The 17,130-nt window shown below is 70.3% G+C and carries 13 protein-coding genes; 12 read left to right on the forward strand and 1 reads right to left on the reverse strand.

Annotated elements, in window-relative coordinates:
- Nucleotides 1-36 precede the first annotated feature (36 nt).
- The gene (gene rarD, locus GGQ96_RS02230) at nt 37-921 is read left to right on the forward strand and encodes an EamA family transporter RarD (RefSeq protein WP_184111103.1); all 885 of its coding nucleotides are present in this window, start codon (nt 37-39) and stop codon (nt 919-921) included.
- Between the two features lie 30 nt (nt 922-951).
- Here rarD and GGQ96_RS02235 read toward each other — a convergent pair whose 3' ends face one another.
- Nucleotides 952-3,165 (reverse strand): TonB-dependent receptor, encoded by a 2,214-nt coding sequence (locus GGQ96_RS02235; RefSeq protein WP_184111105.1) that lies wholly within the window; start codon nt 3,163-3,165, stop codon nt 952-954.
- Between the two features lie 87 nt (nt 3,166-3,252).
- Here GGQ96_RS02235 and GGQ96_RS02240 point away from each other — a divergent pair, with 87 nt between their 5' ends.
- The 11 genes from GGQ96_RS02240 to GGQ96_RS02290 all read left to right on the forward strand — a co-directional run bounded on the left by GGQ96_RS02240 (nt 3,253) and on the right by GGQ96_RS02290 (nt 17,125).
- Nucleotides 3,253-5,748, forward strand: coding sequence for a sulfite reductase flavoprotein subunit alpha (locus GGQ96_RS02240; protein ID WP_184111107.1), 2,496 nt, complete (start codon nt 3,253-3,255; stop codon nt 5,746-5,748).
- A 135-nt stretch (nt 5,749-5,883) separates the two neighbouring features.
- A complete protein-coding gene (locus GGQ96_RS02245; protein WP_184111109.1) occupies nt 5,884-6,192 on the forward strand; it encodes an STAS domain-containing protein in 309 nt (102 codons plus the stop codon).
- Nucleotides 6,189-6,557, forward strand: a complete 369-nt coding sequence (locus GGQ96_RS02250; protein WP_184111111.1) for a response regulator — start codon at nt 6,189-6,191, stop codon at nt 6,555-6,557. Before GGQ96_RS02245 ends, GGQ96_RS02250 begins: the two co-directional genes overlap by 4 nt.
- Nucleotides 6,554-8,542 carry a chemotaxis protein CheW gene (locus tag GGQ96_RS02255; RefSeq protein ID WP_184111113.1) on the forward strand — a complete coding sequence of 663 codons (1,989 nt, stop codon included), beginning with the start codon at nt 6,554-6,556 and terminating at the stop codon, nt 8,540-8,542. Before GGQ96_RS02250 ends, GGQ96_RS02255 begins: the two co-directional genes overlap by 4 nt.
- 5 nt (nt 8,543-8,547) lie before the next feature.
- Entirely contained in the window at nt 8,548-9,048 is a 501-nt protein-coding gene (locus GGQ96_RS02260; protein WP_184112174.1) for a chemotaxis protein CheW, read from the forward strand.
- A 32-nt stretch (nt 9,049-9,080) separates the two neighbouring features.
- A complete protein-coding gene (locus tag GGQ96_RS02265) occupies nt 9,081-10,940 on the forward strand; it encodes a methyl-accepting chemotaxis protein (protein WP_184111115.1) in 1,860 nt (619 codons plus the stop codon).
- A 72-nt stretch (nt 10,941-11,012) separates the two neighbouring features.
- Nucleotides 11,013-12,716, forward strand: coding sequence for a methyl-accepting chemotaxis protein (locus tag GGQ96_RS02270; RefSeq protein WP_184111117.1), 1,704 nt, complete (start codon nt 11,013-11,015; stop codon nt 12,714-12,716).
- Entirely contained in the window at nt 12,713-13,213 is a 501-nt protein-coding gene (locus GGQ96_RS02275) for a chemotaxis protein CheW (protein ID WP_184111119.1), read from the forward strand. Before GGQ96_RS02270 ends, GGQ96_RS02275 begins: the two co-directional genes overlap by 4 nt.
- Before the next feature lie 190 nt (nt 13,214-13,403).
- A complete protein-coding gene (locus GGQ96_RS02280; RefSeq protein ID WP_184111121.1) occupies nt 13,404-14,252 on the forward strand; it encodes a CheR family methyltransferase in 849 nt (282 codons plus the stop codon).
- Between the two features lie 3 nt (nt 14,253-14,255).
- Nucleotides 14,256-15,338, forward strand: coding sequence for a protein-glutamate methylesterase/protein-glutamine glutaminase (locus tag GGQ96_RS02285; protein WP_281392602.1), 1,083 nt, complete (start codon nt 14,256-14,258; stop codon nt 15,336-15,338).
- The gene (locus GGQ96_RS02290) at nt 15,335-17,125 is read left to right on the forward strand and encodes a hypothetical protein (RefSeq protein ID WP_184111123.1); all 1,791 of its coding nucleotides are present in this window, start codon (nt 15,335-15,337) and stop codon (nt 17,123-17,125) included. Before GGQ96_RS02285 ends, GGQ96_RS02290 begins: the two co-directional genes overlap by 4 nt.
- Nucleotides 17,126-17,130: the final 5 nt, after the last annotated feature.

Consider the following 17,130-nt stretch of genomic DNA (forward strand, 5'->3'; position numbering starts at 1 on the left):
TTGCGGGCCCCGTCCGCATCCGCGACAGACGCCGGCATGACCGATCGGGACACGCAGACAGACGGGCTGAAGCTCGGCATCGCCGCCTATATCCTGTGGGGAATCCTGCCCTTTTACTTCAAGTTGCTGGAGGGGGTGCCCGCGCTGCAGATCCTGGCGCACCGGGTGCTATGGTCGGTGCTGTTGCTGGGCGTCGTGGTGGTCACGCGCCGCCGCGTCGGCGCGCTGCGGGCGGCGGCGCGGGGGCGGACGCTGCTGCTGCTTTGCGCCTCGGCGACGCTGATCGCGATCAACTGGCTGGTCTATATCTGGGCGACGCAGCACGCGCATGTGCTGGAGGCGAGTCTTGGCTATTTCATCAATCCGCTGCTCAACGTGCTGCTCGGCGTGGTGGTGCTGCGCGAGCGGGTGTCGCGTCGCCAGACCGTCGCGGTGGGCGTCGCCGCGCTGGGCGTCGCGGTGATGGCGATGGCCGGCGGCGGCGCCTTGTGGATCTCCCTCGTGCTGGCGCTCAGCTTCGGCCTTTATGGCCTGGTCCGCAAGGTGGCGGCGATCGATGCGCTGGGCGGCCTGACCGTCGAGACGCTGTTGTTGGCGCTGCCCGCCGCGGCGGTGCTGGCGCAGGCGCAGGTGGCGGGGTCCCAGGCGTTCGGCACGGGCACCCGCACCGACCTGCTGCTGATGGCGGCGGGCGCGATCACCACCCTGCCGCTCCTGCTGTTCGCGGCCGCGGCGAAGCGGATGCGCTACGCCACGCTCGGCCTGCTCCAATATATCGCGCCGACGCTCCAGTTCGCGCAGGCGGTGCTGCTGTTCGGCGAGCCGCTCCGCCCGGTCCATATCGTCACCTTCGGCCTGATCTGGACCGGCTGCGCCCTCTACGCCGCCGACAGCCTGAAACAGGCACGCGAGGAGCGGTGATGCCCGCCGGGATCGGTTCAGGCGAGGCCGTCAGAACCGCTTGTCCCAGCCTAGGGTGAACGACCGCCCCCGCCCGGCGAAATAGGCGAGATTGTCGTTCGGCAGGCGTGTGTCGCTGTTGTAGTCGATGTAGAAGCGGTTGAAGATGTTCTGTGCGGTCAGATAGATGCCGCCGATCCTGGTCTGATAGCGGAGCGACGCGTCGGTGACCGTATAGCCGCCGAAATCGTTGCGCGGGTCCGGGTTCGCTTTGCCGTGGAAGGTGCGGGCGAAATAGACCTGGGTCTGCACCCGCGCGGTGAGCGGGCCGCGGGCGAAGTCGGCGGCGGCGTTCAGCCGGTCGGGCGAGATGTTGGTTCCGTCCAGATCGGTGTCGACCACTCCGTCCGGCGCGCGGGCGTCGCTGTCGTAGCGCCCGACGATATGCGCATAGCCGGTCGACAGCCGCAGCCCGTCGACCGGCATCCGCACCGCCAGATTGATCTCCAGCCCCTCGATCTCGACGCGCTGGCGCTGCACTTGGAAATTCTCGTTGCTGAGCGCGATCAGGAGCTGCCCCTTGTCGCTCGACGACCAGAAATAGGTGGCGCTGGCGTCCAGCGGGCCGCGCTTCACCTCGACGCCGACCTCGCGATTGTTGGAGATGACGGGGTCGATCGCGCGAAAGTTGCTCAGGTCGGTGCCGGGCGTATCGACCGCGCGGGTGATGCGGCCGATATCGGCCATGGTGAAGCCCTCGGCATAGCTGACATAGGCGCGGATGCCCTGGGCCGGCTCAACGATCATGCCGCCATTCTTCAGCAGTTGGTCGAAGCCGGGCGCGCCACCCTTCACCGACACGCCGCCATAGGTCGTCGCGTTCCTGCCGTCATAGGTGGTGGAGGCGAGCGTGTGATAGTCGTCGATCCGGACCTTCACATTCTCCCAGCGCAGCCCGCCGGCCAGCCGCACCAGCCCGTCCGCCAGTTTCAGGTTCGCCTGAACGAAGGGTGCCAGGCTCTGGAAATCGGAGGGCGGCACCCAGATGCGGTTGGTGCCGATCAGCCGCTGCTCCGTCCGGTCGAACAGGCTGTCGAAGCCGATCGTCGCGATCAGCGCGTCCCAGCCCGGCACCGCGCGTTCATAACTGGCGCGAGCGCCCAGCTTGCGCGAGCGGTTCTCCGACTGGTCGAGCAGCGTGCCCAGCGGCGCGATCGCGGGATCCTGGAAGGTCGCGAGCGGCGTCAGCTCGCGCCCGAACGTGTCGTGCGTGCGATTGAAGAAGAGCTGCGCGGTCAGGTTCCCGCCGGCCACGTCGCTGTCGGTATAGGAGAGCGACGCCGCCTCGGCGCGATTGGCGGCGGGCTTGCCGCCCGGCGATCCCCGCACCGCACTGGTCGGGATCCCGCGCGACCGGTTGCCGGCGAGCGCGACATCATCGCCGTCGCCGTTCAAGGCGAAGCGGTTGACGATCAGGTCGAGCCGCCCGGTCGGCCGCACCGCCAGCCCGAACCGCCCGAACAGGTCGAGCGCGCGCGAGTCCTGCGTCTCGCCCTGGGTCAGGTTGACGCCGATCCGCCGTCCCCGCGCATCGTAGAAGGCGCCCCGCTTCTCATAGGAGGCGCCGACCGTCGCGTCGAAGATGCCGGCCTTGTACTGGACCAGCCCCGCCGCCTTGCCGCCGAACGAGTCGCCCTCGAACCGGTCGGCGGCACTGCCCTGCACCAGCATGCGGCCGGTGACGCCCTCGCTGCGCGGCGGGCCGACCGTCACCTGGTTGACGATGCCGCCGGTGCCGCCCACGCCCTGCAAGGCGTTGGAGCCGTAGATCAGCTCGACCCGGTCGATGAAGAAGCCGTCGATGGTGAAGCCGTCGCGGCCGCCGTCGCGCAGCGGCGTGGTCTGCGGGATGCCGTTGATCGCATAGAGCGGCGAGCGGCCGCGCAGCGTCTCGCCCGCGCCCGACAGCTTGCCACGCGTCGGCGAGAAGCTGGGGGTCAGCGCCGCGACCGCGTCGGTGATGCTGCCGGAGATCGCGATCTGCTGGTCCAGCACCGGCTTGTCGATGATGTCGATCGTCAGCGGCAGGGCGTTGGGCGGCAGCACGGTGCGCGCGGCGGTGACGACGATCGTCTCCCCGCCCGCCGCCGTGTCGGTCGCCGCCCCCGCCCCGGCCGCATCGTCCGCCGTGCTGGCCGGCGGTTGCACCGGCGCCTGCTGCACCACCGCCAACCCCGCCAGCGCCACGCCCCACGCGATACTCATGATCGTTTCCCTGCCGTAATCATTGACCCTATGCGGCGCGCCGGCTAACGCGAGTGACTATCAATAACAAGATAAATCGATGGGGCGATGACGCGGACGATCCTTTTCCAGATCCACTGGTTCCTCGGCATCACCGCCGGCCTCGTTCTGGCCGTCATGGGCGTGACCGGCGGGCTGATGAGCTTCGAGCCGGAAATCCTGGCCGCCATCAATCCGGGCATCGTCACCGTCGCCCCGCGTGGAGCGCCGCCCCTGCCCGCCCCCGCCCTGATCGACCGCGCCCGCGCGCAATTGCCCCCGGGGCGGATCGTCCGCGTGATCGTCTCGCGCGACCCGACCCGCGCGACCGCGATCAGCTACACGCCGGAAGGATCGAAGGAGCCGCAGCGCCGCTATCTCGATCCCGCAACCGGCCGGCTGCTGGCTCCGGCCCGCGGCTCGGGCGTCTTCGCGGTGGTGGAGGATCTGCACCGCTGGCTGGCGCTGCCCGGCCACGGCAATGGCTGGGGTCGGCAGGTCACCGGCTTCGCCTGCCTGTCGCTCCTCTATTTCGCGCTGTCGGGCCTCTATCTGCGCTGGCCGCGCCGACCGCTCGACTGGCGCAGCTGGCTGGTGATCGACGGGCGGATGACCGGCCGCAACTTCTACCGCGCGCTGCATGCGGTGGTCGGCGGCTGGGTGCTGGTCTTCTACCTGGTCAGCGCGGGCACCGGCCTATGGTGGTCCTATGGCTGGTATCGCGACGGCGTGCAGCATCTGCTCGCCATCGAGTCCCCCCGCCACGACTCGCCCGGCAAGCCCGGCAAGGCGGACCGCGACGAGACCCCGGTCGACTGGGCGCGCGCCTGGACCGGCTTCACCACGGCCACGGGCGGCCGGGCCTATGACAGCGTCACCGCCAGCGCGCGCGACGGCACCGCGGTACAGTTCCGGGCCAAGCTGCCGAACGCGCGGCACGACCGCGTCTCCGACGAACTGTCGATCGACAGCCGCACCGGCGCGGTGCTGTCCAAGGCGCGCTACGCCGACCGCCCGATCGGCGCGGACATCGTCACCAGCGTCTACGAGATCCACCGCGGCGCCTATTTCGGCATCATCGGCCGGGTCGGCATCATGCTCGCCAGCCTGGCGATGCCCCTGTTCACCGTCACCGGCGTCCTGCTCTATCTCGGGCGGAGGCGGCGCAAGGCGGCACTAGCGCAGGTCATGGCCGACGCGCCCGCGACCGGCGGGGCGGCAAACGCGACCACGCTGGTCGCCTATGCCAGCCAGACCGGCGCCGCGGAACGCATCGCCCGGCTGACCGCCCGAGCCCTGCCCGATGCCGCCGCGCTGCCGCTTGCCGCGCTCGACGCCGGAACGCTGGCGCGGGCGCGCTGCCTGTTCGTGGTCGCCAGCACCTATGGCGAGGGCGAGCCGCCCGACGCCGCCCGCGCCTTCGCCCGCCGGATGGCGCAGGCCCCCGACGACCTGTCGCACCTCCGCTATGCCGTCCTCGCGCTCGGCGACAGCGAATATGCGGATTTCTGCGCCTTCGGCCACCGGGTCGATCGCTGGTTGCACGCGGGCGGCGCGACGCGGCTGTACGACCCGGTCGAGATGGACGGCGAGGATGCCGACGCGCAACGCCAGTGGCAGCAGCAACTGGCAGGGCTCGGCGCGCGGACCGACCAACCCGACTGGGCCCCGGCGCCGATGACCGCGTGGCGGCTGGTCGAGCGCCGGCTGCTCAATCCCGGCAGCCAAGGCGACGGTGCCTGGCATGTCGCGCTGGCGCCCACCGATCCCGCCGTCCTGGACTGGCAGGCTGGCGACATCGTCGAAATCCTGCCCGAGCAGGATCCTGCGCGCGTCGACGCGTTCCTGGCCCGGGTGGGCCGGGCAAGCGACGACGCGCTGCGGGCCACGCTGATGACCTGCATCCTGCCCACCGAGGCGGATGGTGCCTCCGCCCTCGACGCCCTCAAGCCCTTGCCGCACCGTGAATATTCCATCGCATCCATCGCCTCGGCGGGACAGGTCGAATTGATCGTGCGGCAATGCCGCGCGGCGGATGGGTTCGCCGGGCTGGGATCGGGCTGGCTGACCCAGGGCGCGCCGCTGGACGGCGTGGTCCGCGCGCGCATCCGCCGCAATCCCGCCTTCCACGCCCCCGCCGATCCGGCGACGCCGCTGATCCTGATCGGCAACGGCACCGGCCTCGCAGGGCTGATGGCGCATCTCCGCGCGCGCGCCGCCGTCGGGGGCGCGCACGGCCCGGCCACCCTCTTCTTCGGCGAGCGGCACCCGGCGCAGGACGACTTTCTGTCGGTCGAGCGCGCCGCTCTTGCCGCCGACGGGGTGCTGACCCGCACCATTCCCGCCTGGTCGCGGCTGGGCCATGGGCCCCGCTATGTCCAGGATGCGGTCGCCGGGCAGGCCGATCTGGTGCGAGAGGCGGTGGCGGCGGGCGCCGCCATCCTGGTCTGTGGCAGCGTCACCGGCATGGCCCCGGGCGTCCATGCCGCGCTCGCGGCCATCCTGGGCGACGCGGTGCTGGAGACCATGCTGGCGAACGGTCGCTACCGGCGCGACATCTACTGAATCCTGACGATCCGGGCGGTTGCAGGCGCACCGCCCGGAAAGCTTCCGCCGTCCCGCCAAGATATCCCAGGACGCCGTCCGCAGCCGATGACCGCCGCCTATAATGGTTAGCGGACATACAACGGACAGGTTCCCATGCTCATCACCCTGGACCAGTCGGCCACCGTCAGGGAGGCGGCTATCCTGGCCGCGCAATTGTCGGACGGGATGGCCCGCGCCGACGCGACGCTGACCATCGATGCCGACGCCGTCGTCGAAGCCGATCTCAGCCTGCTCCAGCTCATCGAGGTGACGCGCCGCGACATGGCCGCCCGTGGCGGCGCGGTGCAGCTGCGTGCGCGCGCGAATCCGGCCGTGGCCGCCGTGCTGGAGCGCGCCGGCTTCCTCGCCGCCGCGACGGCGGACGACCTTCAATTCTGGTTTCACGGAGATCGCCAGCCATGACGGCATCCATCCTGACGGTAGACGATTCGACCAGCCTGCGCCTGGCCATCCGCCTGGCGCTGACCGGCGCGGGCTATGCGGTGACGGAGGCGGTCGACGGCGTCGACGGCATGACCAAGGCCAATGCGGGCAAGTACGACATGATCGTCACCGACCTCAACATGCCCAACATGGACGGCCTGACCATGATCCGCGAGCTGCGCAAGGATGCGCGGCACGCCGGCACGCCGATCATCTTCCTGACCACAGAATCCGACGCCGACATCAAGGCGCAGGCGCGCGCCGCCGGCGCCACGGGCTGGCTGGTCAAGCCGTTCGTGCCGGACCAGCTCATCAGGATCGCCAAGAAGGTCCTGGGCAAGTGAGCGCGACGGATCCCGTCGCCGCCTTCCGCGTCGAGGGCGGCGAGCTGCTCGACGAGGTCGAACAGGCGCTGCTCGACATGGAGCATCGCCTCGGCGACATGGACCTGGTCAACGCCGTGTTCCGGGGACTGCATACGCTGAAGGGGTCGGGCGCGATGTTCGGCTTCGACGCGCTGGCCCAGTTTACCCATCATTGCGAAAGCGCCTTCGACAAGGTGCGCAAGGGCGTGGTCCCCGCCACCGCGCAACTGGTCGCGGTGATCCTGTCGGCGCAGGACCATATGCGTGCATTGCTCGACGGTCGCGCCACCGGCGGCGAGGCGGCCGGCGGCGACATCCTCGCCGCGCTGGAGGATGCGATCGCCCATGCGGCGGGCGCGCCGCCCCCCGCTGCCGCCGCCACGCCCGCCGGACAGGGCTGGCACGTCGTCTTCCGCCTGCCGGCCGACTGCATGGCCAACGGCACCAACCCATTGATGCTGCTCGACGAGCTGCGCGAGCTGGGCCCGTGCCGCGTCGTCGCCCTGACCGACCGGCTGCCCACGCTCGATGCGCTCACGCCGACCCATTGCCATATCGGCTGGGACGTGACGGTCGAGACCGACGAACCGGCCGGCGCGGTCGAGGATGTGTTCATCTTCGTGATGGACGATATGGAATTGGCGATTACGCCGCTCGCGGTCGAGGCGGACGAGGCTCCGGCGGCGCCCGACGCCGCCACGCCCGCCGCAGCCATGCCAGCGGCGGCCCCCCCGCCGCCGCCCCCGCCCCCGCCCCCGCCCCCGCCTCCGCCGCCGCCAGCCGCCGTCAAGGCCGCCGAACATGTCCGCGTCCCCGCCGAGCGGCTGGACGAGCTGATGGACCGGGTCGGCGAACTGGTGATTGCGCAGAGCCGCCTGTCGCAGATCGCGCATCAGGAAGGCGGCCTTGCCCTCCGCTCCGTCTCCGAGGAGATCGAGAGACTGGCCGGCGAGCTGCGCGATACGATGATGGTGCTGCGCATGATGCCCGTCGCCAGCCTGTTCGGCCGGTTCCGCCGCCTGGTCCACGACCTGGCGCGCGACACGGGCAAGGCGATCGATCTGGTCACCACGGGCGAGACGACCGAGGTCGACAAGACGGTCATTGAGCGGCTGTTCGATCCACTGGTCCATATCATCCGCAACAGCTGCGACCATGGCCTGGAGCCGGCCGAGGACCGCGTCGCCGCCGGCAAGTCGGCGACCGGCACCGTACATCTGTCGGCGCACCAGGCCGGTGGCGAGGTGCTGATCACGATCCGCGACGATGGCCGCGGCATCGACCGGGCCCGCGTCCGCGCCAAGGCGGAAGCCAACGGCCTGATCCAGCCCGACCAGCTGCTCGCCGACCAGGACCTGCTGCAACTGATCTTCGCGCCCGGCTTCTCGACCGCAGCGCAGGTGACGAACCTGTCGGGACGCGGCGTCGGCATGGACGTGGTCAAGCGCACCATCGAAAGCCTGCGCGGCACGATCGAGATCGCCAGCATCGACGGTGGCGGGTCGACCATCACGCTGCGCATCCCGCTGACGCTGGCGATCATCGACGGGCTGCTCGTCCGGGTGGGATCGGGCGACTACGTCATCCCGCTCGCAGCGGTCGAGGAATGCCTGGAACTGTCGGCCGAGGACGACCGGCGCTCGCAGGGCCGCAGCCTGATCACGCTGCGCGACCGGCTGGTGCCGTTCCTGCGGCTGCGGGAGGCGTTCGCGACCGGCACGCCTGCCGATCCGCACCAGAAGATCGTCGTCGTCGCCACCGGCAATGACCGCGTCGGCCTGGTCGTCGACCAGATCATCGGCAACCACCAGACCGTCATCAAGTCCATGTCGCCGCTGCACCGCCAGGTCGGCTCGTTCACCGGCGCGACCATCTTGGGCGACGGCAGCGTCGCCCTGATCCTCGACATCGCCCAGCTCGTCGCGCTGGCCCAACCCCGGGAGGAGCGGCTGCGCGCCGCGTGATCGCCATGCCTCATCGCAACACGACCGCTTGGACCGACGACGGCGCGCTGGAGGTGCTGACCTTTGGCCTGGGCGGCGAGACCTTCGCGCTCGAGGCCGTGCTGGTCCGCGAAATCCTGGACCTGATGCCCGAAACGCGGGTGCCCGGCGCCGACCGGCTCGCCGCCAGCGTCATCAATTTTCGCGGCCGGATCATCCCGCTCGCCGACCTGCGGATCGCCTTTGGGATGATCCCGCAGGCAGACACCAGCGAGAGTCGCATCGTCGTGATCGAACTGGTGCTGGACGACGAGCCGGTGCTGATCGGCCTGAAGACCGACCGGGTCAACGAAGTCGCGACACTGCTGCGCGACGCGGCCGAGGCCCCGCCCGCGATCGGGATGCGCTGGCCGCGCGACCATATCCGCTGCCTCGTCCGCCAAGGCGGCGACCTGGTCGTGCTGCCGGACCTGCCGGCGCTGTTCAACATGCTGATCGCCCGGGGGGGCGAGCAGACGGTCCATTGATGGCCCTGAGGTTTTGGGGGGAGAATTTCTCGATGCGTTTCACGATCAAAATGAAATTGGCCGCGACCTTCGCGGTCGTGCTGCTGCTGATGATCGCCACTGTCGGCATCGGCATCACGCGCTTGGGCGAGTTGAACGACGCGATCACCCGCGTCATCAACGTCTCCGCCAAGCAGCTGGAATATGCGCAGGCAGTTGACGCCGAACTGGGGCGCATCGGGCGCAACGAGAAGAACCTGGCGCTGACCGACGATGCCGCGGCGATGCGCGATTTCAGCGACCGCATGCTCGAACAGCGCGCTCGCGTCGATGCTCTCCTGGTGAGTGGCCTCGGTCTGGCGACCGACGACACCCGCCAGCGTTGGACGTCGGTCCGCAAATCCTGGGCGACCTACAAGGTGCTGAACGAGCGGATCCGGCTACTTGGCCTGGCCAACCGCAACCAGGAGGCCGCCGCCCTGTCGTTGGGCGCGGCGCGGACCGCCAGCCTCGCGGTCGCCACGACCATGCAGGACCTGGTCGCCCTGCAACAAGCCAAGATGCAGAAGGCCGATGCCGACACCAACGCGCTCTACGCCGATGCCCGCTCGCTGCTCGTCACGATCGCGATCGTCGCGCTTCTGATCGCGGTGGCCGGGGCGGTCTGGGTGTCGCTGGTCGTGTCGCGCGGCCTGAGCCGGATCGGCGAGGCGCTGGACGCGGTGGCCATCGGCGATCTCGACCAGGAGGTGACGGTCAGGACCAATGACGAAATCCGCGATCTGGTCGGCACCGTCAACCGCATGACCGAAAATCTCCGCGCCTCCGCCACATTGGCCGAGACCATCGCCGAGGGCGACCTGACCGTCGACCACCAACCGTTGTCGGACCGCGACAAGCTGGGCCATGCGCTGGTGTCGATGGTCGAGCGGCTGCGCAGCGTGGTCGGCGATGCGACCGAGGCGGCGAACAGCGTCGCGGCGGGCAGCCAGCAGCTCTCCTCCTCCTCGGAACAGGTGTCGCAGGGCGCGACCGAACAGGCCGCCGCCGCCGAAGAAGCCTCGGCCTCGATGGAAGAGATGGCCGCCAACATCAAGCAGAACGCCGACAACGCCGCCCAGACCGAGAAGATCGCGCGCCAGTCGTCGCGCGATGCTGAGGAAAGTGGCGTCGCGGTCAACAAGGCGGTCGTGGCGATGCGCACCATCGCCGACAAGATCGGCATCGTGCAGGAGATCGCGCGCCAGACCGATCTGCTCGCGCTGAACGCGGCGGTCGAGGCAGCGCGCGCCGGCGAGCATGGCAAGGGCTTCGCGGTCGTCGCCTCCGAGGTGCGCAAGCTGGCGGAACGCAGCCAGAGCGCGGCCGCCGAGATCGGCGCAGTGTCCAGCGACACGGTCGCCGCCGCCACCCAGGCCGGCGACATGCTGACCAGGTTGGTGCCCGACATCCGCCGCACCGCCGAACTGGTCGCCGAGATCAGCGCCGCGTGCCGCGAGCAGGATGTCGGCGCGTCGCAGATCAACGAGGCGATCCAGCAGCTCGACCAGGTCACGCAGCAGAACGCCTCGGCCTCCGAGCAGATCAGCGCCACTTCGGAGACGCTGGCCAGCCAGGCCGAGGAGCTGCAGTCGAGCATCGCCTATTTCCGCGTCGACGGCCAGCGCGCGGCGGTGCGCGGCCCGGCCCGGACGGTGACCCGGGCGCCCGGCGCCACCACGTCGAGCAAGCCCGCTGCCGCCCCCGCCGCGGTCGCCAAGCCGAAAAAGGCCAAGACCGCGGTCAAGGCGCCCGCCAAGGCCTCGCCGAAAGCGACCGTCGCCCAGCAACAGGCCCGCGTGCGCGGCTTCGCCCTCGACTTGGCGTCGGGTGGTCCGGACGCCGAGGATGCGGAGTTCGGCAAAGCGGCCTGACATGGCGCCCCGCCGTCCGCCCCCCCCTTCCCCCCTCCCCTTCCTTCGAATGACCGAACAAGGAGCCGTGTGATGCGCGCTACCATCAAGATGAAGCTGGGCATCACCTTTGCCCTGCTGGTTGCCATGATGCTGGCGATCGTCGCCGTCGGCGTCAGCCGGATGAACATCCTCAACATGTCGATGAACCAGGTGTTGAGCGGTCCGGCAGCGCGACTGAGCCGGTCGCAGGGCATCGACTCCAAGATCGGCATGATCATCCGGCTCGAGAAGAACCTGGTGCTGAGCCGCGACCCGACGTTCACCGCCACGCTCGATGCCAAGATGATGCGGTTGCGCGGCGAAGCGCAGGAGATGATCGCGCAGGGCGTGGAAGGCGCCAGCCCCGCCGGTCGCCCGAAATGGGCCCGGCTGCAACAGGATTTCCAAACCTATCTGGGCCTGAACGACCGGCTTCGCGCCGCCGTCGCGGCGGGTGATCGCGAGACGGCGACGGCGATCACAATTGGTGAAGCCCGATCGAACGCGCAGGCGATGGCGACGATCACCGAAGGCATCGCCGACCTGAACAAGCGGCAGATGGCGGCCGCAACCGCGGAGGCGGAGGCGACCTTCCGCACCGCCCGCGCGACGCTGCTGACGATCGCGGCCGGCGCGATGCTGCTGGCGATCGGCAGCGCCGTGTGGATTTCGCTGCTGGTCAGCCGGGGCTTGCGCGTCGCGCGCCACGCGATCGACACGATCGCCGGCGGCGACCTGCAGACCGATGTGCATGTTGCGAGCAATGACGAGATCGCCGACCTGATCGCCGGGTTGAACGCGATGACCGATCGGCTGCGCACCGTGCTGGGCGACGTGACCGAGGCCGGCGCCAGCGTCGCGGCGGGCAGCCAGCAGCTCTCCTCCTCGTCGGAACAGGTGTCGCAGGGCGCGACCGAACAGGCCGCCGCCGCCGAAGAAGCCTCGGCCTCGATGGAAGAGATGGCCGCCAACATCAAGCAGAACGCCGACAACGCCGCCCAGACCGAGAAGATCGCGCGCCAGTCCTCGCGCGACGCGGAGGAAAGCGGCGTCGCGGTCAACAAGGCGGTCGTGGCGATGCGCACCATCGCCGACAAGATCGGCATCGTGCAGGAGATCGCGCGGCAGACCGACCTGCTCGCGCTGAACGCGGCGGTCGAGGCGGCGCGCGCCGGCGAACATGGCCGCGGATTTGCGGTCGTCGCCTCCGAGGTCCGCAAGCTGGCGGAACGCAGCCAGGTCGCGGCCGCCGAGATCGGCGCGGTGTCCAGCGACACGGTCGCCGCCGCCACCCAGGCCGGCGACATGCTGACCAAGCTGGTGCCCGACATCCGCCGCACCGCCGAACTGGTGTCGGAGATCAGCGCCGCGTGCCGCGAGCAGGATATAGGCGCGTCGCAGATCAACGAGGCGATCCAGCAGCTCGACCAGGTCACGCAGCAGAACGCCTCGGCCTCCGAGCAGATCAGCGCCACCTCGGAGACGCTGGCCAGCCAGGCCGAGGAGCTGCAGGCGAGCATCGCCTATTTCCGCATCGGCGACACGCCGGCCGGCGCGCGGCCCCGCGCCGTCGCCAAGCCCCGGCCCAACCCGGCCGCGAAGGCCAAGGCGACGGCCAGGCGGGCCGCCCTGGCCAAGCCGGCCGTTCGCACCGGCACCGTCGCGCACCAGCAGGCGCTGGCGCAAGGCTTCGCGCTCGACCTGAGCAAGGGCGGCCCGGACAGCGACGACGACGCCTTCGGACGTGCGGCATGACCGGCCGTGCCATGGAGGCCGTGCAGGCGGTCGTGTTCGCGCTGGGGTCGGAGACCTTCGCTATTCCGGTGACGATGGTCCGCGAAATCCTGGAGCATCGTCCCGCCTCGCGCGTGCCGGAGGGGCCGGCCTGGCTGCTCGGCCTGCTCGACGTGCGCGGCGCCGCGGTGCCGATGGTCGACCTCCACGTCCGGCTGGGCTTCCCCGCCGTGGCGCCGACCGTGTCGAGCTGCATCCTGGTGGTGGAGGTGAAACAGGCCGACGAGCGGTCGGTCACGATGGGGCTGGTGGTCGATCGGGTGATGGACGTGGTCAGCTTCGCCGCCTCCGAGATCGGCGAGACGCCAGAGATCGGGGTTCGCTGGCGGGTCGAGTATCTGACCGGCTTCGTGCGGCGCGACGATGGCTTCGTCGCGCTGCTCGACCCGGCGCGGCTGTTCGCAGCGGAGGATCTGGCCGCCCCGGCTCCCGCCTCCCCTGTCGCGGCGGCGGCCTAGCCCTTTCCGACGCTCCGGCAACAGGCTCTTCCCCATGGCGTCCCATCTTCCGCCCGAACCATCCTCGCCGGTCGGCCCGGCGCGACCATCCTTCGCGGCGCGCACGCCGCCCTGACATCCCCCGGTCCCCGGGCGCGCAGAACGCACCGCCCTGTCCCCGTCCTCTCCCTGAGAAGCATCGAGACGCACCATGACGGCCTATCAACCCATTGCCGCTCCCGGCAGCGAGCTGAACGCGCAGGACTTCAAACGCGTCGCCGCGTTCATCGAACAGCATAGCGGCATCAAGACGCCGCCCAGCAAGCGCCTGCTCGTCGAGGGCCGGCTGCGGCGTCGCGCGCGCGCGAGCGGCTTCGCCTCCGTCGCCGAATATTGCGACCATGTCTTCGCCGATCCGGCCAGCCTCGCGACAGAGGCGGAACTGCTGGTCAATGCGCTGACCACCAACAAGACCGACTTCTTCCGGGAGCCGAAGCATTTCGATTATCTGACCGCCACCGTGCTGCCGGCGTTGGTCGCGGCGGGGGAACGCCGGCTGCGGATCTGGAGCGCGGGCTGCTCGACCGGCGCGGAGCCCTATACGCTGGCCATGCTGCTCGACCAGTTCTGCATGAGCCAGGCGTGCGGCTATGGCATCCTCGCCACCGACATCGACACCGAGGTGCTGGAGACGGCGCGGCGCGGCATCTATCCGGCCCCGATGGTCGAGCCGGTGCCGGCGCTGCTCCGCCGCCGTTACCTGATGACGGCGCGCGGCGACCGGGCCGAGGTCCGCATGGTCCCGGAACTGCGCGCCGCGATCGGCTTCGGCCAGCTCAACTTCATGGACCCACGCTACGGCGTGGGCGACCCCATGCACGTCATCTTCTGCCGCAACGTCCTGATCTATTTCGACCAGGAGACCCAGGAGAAGGTGATCCGCCGTCTGCTCGACTGTCTGCTCCCGGGCGGTCACCTGTTCCTCGGCCATTCGGAAACGATCGCGGGCATGGACCTTCCGGTCCGCACCGTGGCCGGCACCGTTTTCCAGAAAGTCTGATCCATGCCGCTGCCCAAGATCCGCGTGCTGGTCATCGACGACAGCGCCAGCGTGCGCCAGGCGATGACCGCGATCCTCTCCGCCGATCCGCAGATCGAGGTGATCGCCGCCGCCGCCGACCCCTTCGCCGCCGCGCGCTACATCCAGGATGCCGTGCCCGACGTCATCACGCTGGACGTGGAGATGCCGCGAATGGACGGCATCACCTTCCTGCGCAAGCTGATGCAGCAATGCCCGGTGCCGGTGGTCATGTGCTCCTCGCTGGTCGAGGAGGGATCGGACACGCTGCTCCAGGCGCTGGAGGCCGGGGCCGTCGACATCATCCTGAAGCCGCGTGTCGGCGTCACCGAACATCTGAACGAAGCGCATCAGATGATCTGCGACACGGTCAAGGGGGCGGCCCTTGCCCGCGTCTCGGCCCGGCGGCCGCGCGTGCAGGCCGGCCCGGCGCCCAAGCTGACCGCCGACGCCATGTTGCCGCCGCCGCCCGCCGGCCGGGCGATGAGCCGCACGACCGAGATGGTCGTCTGCATCGGCGCCTCGACCGGCGGCACCGAGGCGCTGCGCGAGGTGCTGGAGGCGCTGCCCGCCAATGCGCCCGGCATCGTCATCGTCCAGCACATGCCCGAAAGCTTCACCCGCGCCTTCGCCCGCCGTCTCAACGCGATCTGCGAGGTCGACGTGAAGGAGGCGGAGGACGGCGACACGGTGATGCGCGGCCATGTGCTGATCGCGCCGGGCGGCCTGCGCCACACGCTGCTGGAGCGCCAGGGCGCGCGTTATTGCGTGTCGGTGCGCGAGGGGCCGCTGGTGTCGCGCCATCGGCCGTCGGTCGATGTGCTGTTCCGCTCCGCCGCGCGGTCGGCGGGGTCCAATGCGGTAGGGATCATCATGACGGGCATGGGGGATGACGGCGCGCGCGGCCTGCTGGAGATGCGCGAGGCGGGCGCACGCACCGTGGCGCAGGACGAGGCGAGTTCGATCGTGTTCGGCATGCCCAAGGAGGCGATCGCGCGCGGCGCCGCCGAACGGGTCGTGCCGCTCGACCAGATCGCCCGTGCCCTGCTGACGGCCAGCACGCGATGACCGCCCCCTTTCCGCAGCCGGCCACCGGCGCGCCCGTCGCCGCCGCCGACATCCAGGGTCTGGACACGGTCCTGCCAGACCCGGCGGACCAGCCGCCGCTTGGTCGCATCGCCGACACGCTCGACGAACTCGCCGCCGGGCTCGACATGCGCTTCGTCGCCGCCGGCAACGCGCTCGGCCTCGAATATCAGATGGTCGAGCAACTGATCGCGGCGCTGGAGGGCATGACCTCGGCGATGAACGGGTCGGGCGGCCAGCTCGCCATCGCCCGGCTGCTGGAGGTCGCCCGGTCGCTGACCCAGCTACCGGCGCTGCAACGCGGCCGCAATGCCGAGCTGGACGCGATCGGCCGCAACGGCCATGGCCTGATCAGCGTGCTGGACGATGTCCGCAAGACGCTGGACCTGCTGCGCGTCTATGGCCTGAACGTGCAGGTGGTGGCGGCGGACAGCGGTGGCTTCACCGACTTCGCCAACCAGATGACCCACAAGATCGAGCATAGCGACAGCCATGTCGCCGCGCTGGGCGTGGCGCTGAAGGCGATGAACGCCGCCCTGCCCGCCGCCCGCCAGGCCGAGCAGAACCTGGTTTCCGAGTTCGCCAAGGTGCTGCCGATGGTGCCCGAACGGCTGATCCGCGAGGCCGGGGCGCTGCGCGACTTCCAGGCCGGGCTGCTGGTGCAGGCGGACCGGATCGCCGCATCGGCGCGGAGCGTGCGCGGCCATGTCGCCGAGGCGATCGGCGCGCTGCAGGTCGGCGACATCGCGCGACAGCGGCTGGAGCATCTCGCCGCCGCCGCGCGACGGGTCGCCGAGCTGCCGGCAGGCGCGGACGCCGTGCTGGTCGAGCGGCGCATGGCCGCGCTGCTCGCCGCGCAGATCAGCGACACCACCGACCAGTTCCAGAGCGAGACCGACCGGCTGGTCGGCAGCCTGCGCCGCATCCTGCCCGAGGCGAAGCAGCTGCTGGACATGAGCCGCACCATCGCCGCCACGGGTCCGGCGGACCAGGGCGATGCGGGCGGCCAGACCTTCCTCCACCAGCTGAAGCACGGGATCGCGGAGATGGCGACGCTGACCGGCCGGCTGCGGGAGGCCGACCTGCAGATCGACCGGATCGCGGCGGCGACCTCGGAGGCGGCGGATGGCATGGTCTGTCGGCTGGCGCAGATGCGCCGCGCCCGCCGCGACGTGCAACTCATGGCGCTCAACGCCGGCTTCCGCAGCATGCGGGCCGGCGTCAACAGCCGGCCGCTGACGATCGTCACCGCGCATATCCATGATTGCGCCAACGTGCTGGACCGCCAGGTCGACCAGATCGACGCGCTGATCGGCACGCTGTCGGCCGGTGCGACGCGGCTCGGCGAGCTGCGCGGCCAGGCGGGCACGGACGCCGGCGAGGCGCTGTCGGACGCGCTCCGGACGATCGACGAGGGCGCCGCGCATATCGACGCCGAACTGGCCAAGGTCGGCGACGATGCCGCCCAGTCGCTGGTGGTGCTGGAGGAGACGATCGAACGCGTCGACTGCAACGACGCGATGCGGGCGCCGCTCTGGCGGTTGGCGGGCGAACTGGCCCAGATCGCCGAACGGGGCGAGCAGGCCGAACTGCCGCCCGAGGCGGCGCGTCTCCATGCGACGTTGCTCGACCGGCTCGTCGCCAGCTACACCATGGCGCGTGAACGCGAGGTCCACGCCGCCGTCACCGGCCAGCCGATCGCCGCCGCCGCAACGGCCTCGCCCGGCTCCGATTCGGATGACGATCTGTTCGACGACGCGCTGTTCTGAGCGTC

This window comes from Sphingomonas abaci (genome assembly GCF_014199625.1).
In the GTDB taxonomy this organism is placed as follows: domain Bacteria; phylum Pseudomonadota; class Alphaproteobacteria; order Sphingomonadales; family Sphingomonadaceae; genus Sphingomonas; species Sphingomonas abaci.